4 protein-coding genes are annotated in these 4250 nt (G+C 56.4%); 3 read left to right on the forward strand and 1 reads right to left on the reverse strand.

Annotated elements, in window-relative coordinates; genetic code table 11:
- Window positions 1-14: 14 nt before the first annotated feature.
- Genes EYY67_RS24140 through EYY67_RS24150 form a run of 3 tightly spaced genes read left to right on the forward strand, consistent with a single transcriptional unit; the run spans window position 15 to window position 3842 of the window.
- Window positions 15-740 carry a gluconate 2-dehydrogenase subunit 3 family protein gene (locus EYY67_RS24140; RefSeq protein ID WP_131694589.1) on the forward strand — a complete coding sequence of 242 codons (726 nt, stop codon included), beginning with the start codon at window positions 15-17 and terminating at the stop codon, window positions 738-740.
- Window positions 741-785: 45 nt separating this feature from the next.
- On the forward strand, window positions 786-2555 hold the full coding sequence (locus EYY67_RS24145) for a GMC family oxidoreductase (protein WP_095925350.1): 1770 nt from the start codon (window positions 786-788) through the stop codon (window positions 2553-2555).
- A gap of 15 nt (window positions 2556-2570) precedes the next feature.
- Window positions 2571-3842, forward strand: coding sequence for a c-type cytochrome (locus tag EYY67_RS24150; RefSeq protein WP_408637247.1), 1272 nt, complete (start codon window positions 2571-2573; stop codon window positions 3840-3842).
- A gap of 57 nt (window positions 3843-3899) precedes the next feature.
- Here EYY67_RS24150 and EYY67_RS24155 read toward each other — a convergent pair.
- On the reverse strand, window positions 3900-4250 hold a 351-nt coding region (locus tag EYY67_RS24155; RefSeq protein WP_131694590.1), incomplete at its 5' end, for a DUF4440 domain-containing protein.

Genomic DNA, 4250 nt, shown 5'->3' on the forward strand with positions numbered 1-4250 from the left:
AGAGTCGTAATTCTATGCTCCTTCAAAAAAAAACAACCCGTCGCAAGTTTTTACTTGGGTCGCTGATGGCTTTGCCTGTCGGCACCATCATGATGAAAGGGCTGTCAGCGGCAGAAGCTGCGGAAATGGCTGCCCCGGACTTACTCGATTATAAACCGATATTTTTCAGCGCCGATGAGTGGCAGTTCATTATGGCCGCCGCTGACCGTCTGATCCCCGCAGGCGGCAAAGGCAAAGCACCGGGCGCACTCGAAACTAACGTGCCGATTTTTATCGATCAGCAGATGCACGGCGATTTCGGCGAAGAAATCTACATGCAGGGTCCGTTCAACGTACACGCGCCGGCCACGATGGGATATCAGATCCCGTTCCGTCCGCAGCAAATCTACAAAACCGGCATTCGCATCGCGAACAGCTGGTGTCAGCAAAATCATCAGAAAGCCTTCCATGAGCTGAACGATCAGGACAAAGACAACGTTCTGACGCAGCTTCAGAAAAATGGCATTAAGTTTGCGGACGCAGGCGAAGAAAATCTCGTCGCTTCGCAATTCTTCAGCGAACTGCTTTCAGATACCAAACACGGCTATCTGGCAGACCCGATTTATGGCGGAAACAAAGGGATGAAGGCGTGGATTGCCATCGGATTCCCCGGCGCTCGCGCCAGTTTCACCGAGTGGGTTAAGCAGCACAACGTCCCGTATCCGCTGGGACCCGTGAGCCTGCAGGGCGCGCGTGCCTGAGTGCCTCGCCCTATTCCCCTTTTCTGATGACTGACAGGATTTAAGATGGCAAAAGTAACGAAACCAGAAGTCGACGTCGTTGTTGTCGGCCTCGGCTGGGCTGGCTCACTGATGAGTATCGAGCTGGCGATGGCGGGCCTGACGGTTCGCGCGCTTGAACGCGGCGGCGATCGCGGCTACGAAGAATTCGCTTACCCGAAACCGGCGGACGAATACGCCTACGCGGTACGCAACAAAGTGATGGCGACACCGGCAGAAGCCGCTGTCACCGTGCGTTACAACATGAGTGAAACGGCCCTGCCGACCCGTAAATGGGGCGCGTTTGCGCCGGGTACGGGCGTGGGCGGCTCCGGTCTGCACTGGACGGCGGTATTGATTCGCCCGACACCGACCGACTTAAAACTCAAAACCTACGCGGATGAGGCTTACAAGCCGGGCATCTTGCAGGAAGACATGCGGATCATGGATTTCCCGTTCACCTGGGATGAAATCGAACCTTATTACACCAAATTTGAGCATATCTGCGGACAGTCCGGTAAAACCGGCAACCTGCGCGGTCAGATTATGGAAGGCGGTGACCCGTTCGAAGGGCCGCGTTCCGAGCCGTATCCGCTGCCTGCGCTGGAAGACACGCTTAACAGCAGCATGTTTGCGGAAGTCACCAAAAAGATGGGTTACCACCCGTTCCCGAACCCGTCGGCCTGCGTATCCCGCGCCTGGACCAACCCGTACGGCAACCAGATCGCACCGTGTAACTACTGCGGTTATTGCAGTAAATATCCGTGCCTGAACTACTCGAAAGCGTCGCCGCAGACGGCCGTCATGGACGCACTGAAACGCATGGATAACTTCTCTTATGAAGTCCACGCCAACGTGCTGAAAGTTGAACTGCATGATGATAAGAAGACCGCCAAAGGCGTGATCTACATGGACGCAGACGGTAACGAGTGCTTCCAGCCAGCGAAAATCGTGGTGCTGAGCAGCTTCCAGTTCTGCAACGTGCGCCTGATGCTGCTGTCCGGGATCGGCAAACCGTACAACCCGATCACCGAAGAAGGCGTGATTGGCCGTAACTATGCGTTCCTGAGCAACGGCGGCTCGACGCTGTTCTTCAAAGATAAAAACTTCAATCCGTTCGCCACCGCAGGCGCGACCGGCCAGATGTTTAACGACATCTCTCCGGGCAACTTTGACGGCCCATCTTTAGGCTTTATCGGCGGCGCGAAAATCCACAGTTCTCAGGCCACCGGCACGCCAATCAGCACCTCGCTGCCAAAAGGCACGCCTGCGTGGGGCACCGGCTGGAAAGAAGGGATGGAAGAATGGTACGGCCATTCGATGAAAATCAGCATCACGACAACCTGCCAGTCGTATCGTGACATTTATCTGGATCTCGATCCGAACTACAAAGACGAATACGGCTATCCGTTGCTGCGCATGACTTTCGACTGGAAACAGAACGAGCTGAAATTGCAGCAATACCTGAAAGGCATCGTCGGCAATATCACTAAAGAGCTGAACCCGGACAGCTACAGCGAAAGTTTCCTGCCGATGGACGCGCATTTTGACCTGACAAAGTACGTTTCCACGCATAACGTGGGCGGTGCGGTGATGGGCGATAACCCGAAAACCTCGGCGCTGAACAAGTTCCTGCAAAGCTGGGATGTGCATAACGTGTTTGTGCCGGGCGGCAACGCCTTCCCGCAAAACTTCCAGGCCAACCCGACCGATACCATCGGTGCGATCACCCTGATGGCGGCGCAGGCAATTAAAGATCAGTATCTGAAAAACCCCGGCCCGTTGGTTCAGGCTTAAGCGGAGATGAACACAATGAAACTCAAAGGTTTATTTATCGCTAACGCCCTGCTTCTGGGCGCAGGTTTTATGGCGAATGCGCAGGCCGACACCAATGCACAACCTGACAACGCGGCACTGATCAAACAGGGCGAGTATGTGGCGCGTCTGGGCGACTGCGGTGCCTGTCATACAGTGGCGGGCAAACCGGCGTTTTCCGGCGGGCTGGCGATCAATTCCAATCTCGGCACCATTTATTCCACCAACATTACCCCCGATAAAGACCACGGGATTGGCGGTTATAGCGAAGCGCAGTTCTCGGATGCGGTGCGTAAAGGCGTTCTGCCGGACGGCACCCGTTTGTATCCGGCCATGCCTTATCCGGATTACGCCAAAATTAACGATCAGGATATGCACGCGCTCTACGTTTACTTTATGCAGGGCGTAAAACCGAGCGCGGAGCAGCCACCGGAAACGGATCTGAGTTTCCCGTTCAGCCAGCGCTGGGGCATGCGGTTCTGGAACTGGGCGTTCGCGTCTGACAAGCCGTTCCAGCCGATCGGCGGCGCATCGGCGCAGGTGAACCGCGGCGCGTATCTGGTGGAAAGTCTCGGGCACTGCGGCAGTTGTCATACCCCGCGCGGATTCGGCATGAACGAAAAGGCGCTGGACAGCAGCGACTCTGATTTCCTGGCGGGCGGCAGCCTGAATAACTGGGATGTGCCTTCCCTGCGCGGCGTGGCGCACTGGAACGAACAGGAGATCGTTGATTATCTCGGCAAAGGGCGTAATGACAAGGCGGCCGTTGGCGGTGAAATGACGTCTGTGGTGGAAAACAGTACCGCTCACATGACCGACGACGACCTGAAAGCCATCGCCGCGTACATCAAGTTCCTGGGCGGCAACCCGCCGGTTCCGGCAGAGGATACGCAGAAAGCCAGCGCGACCGAAGCCAGACTGACGGCGGCGAAAAACCTCAGTGAAGGCGAGCGTTTGTATCTGGATAACTGCGGTGCCTGCCACTTTGTGACCGGCAAAGGCGCACCGGGCGTGTTCCCGCAACTCGATCAGGCCACGATTGTGAATGCGAAAGACCCGACCGGGCTGATCCACACGATCCTTGCGGGTGCTCAGCAACCGTCCACCGCGCGGGCACCTTCAACGCTGGTGATGCCGGGCTTTGCCAACCGTCTGACCGACGAAGAAGCGGCGCAGTTGTCGACCTTCATCCGTCAGGGCTGGAGCAACAATGCACCGGCGGTCACGGCCAAAGACGTCAGCGAAGTGAGAAAAACCCTGACGAAGTAATGATTTTTGCAGGCTACAACGGCTTTCCTAACGGAAGGCCGTTTTTTTTATACGCGATCAGGCAGCTTGTGTTTCATGCAGATGACGCCACAGAATTTTCCCTTGTGCGACCACCTCAAACATTGCCGTCGAATAACGTAACGTTTCCGGCTGGCCGGGCAACTGCTGGCGTTCCTGATAGGCAATCACCGCGCCCGACTCACTTTCTGCAATAACGACCGGTGCTTCCACATCAATCTTCAGCCCGCTTTTCGCGCCCCGCTGCGCCCCGAAAAAGGCACAGAGTGCCGGATGATCCAGACGGTGGCCGGTGAGGGTCACCATCGAATAGGCCGGACTAAACCGCGCCAGCAACTGGTCACAAACCTGCTGAGGTGCAGCGGCGTCTGAGAACCAGCGCTGAATTAA

This window comes from Rahnella victoriana, assembly GCF_004330295.1.
Classification (GTDB): domain Bacteria; phylum Pseudomonadota; class Gammaproteobacteria; order Enterobacterales; family Enterobacteriaceae; genus Rahnella; species Rahnella victoriana.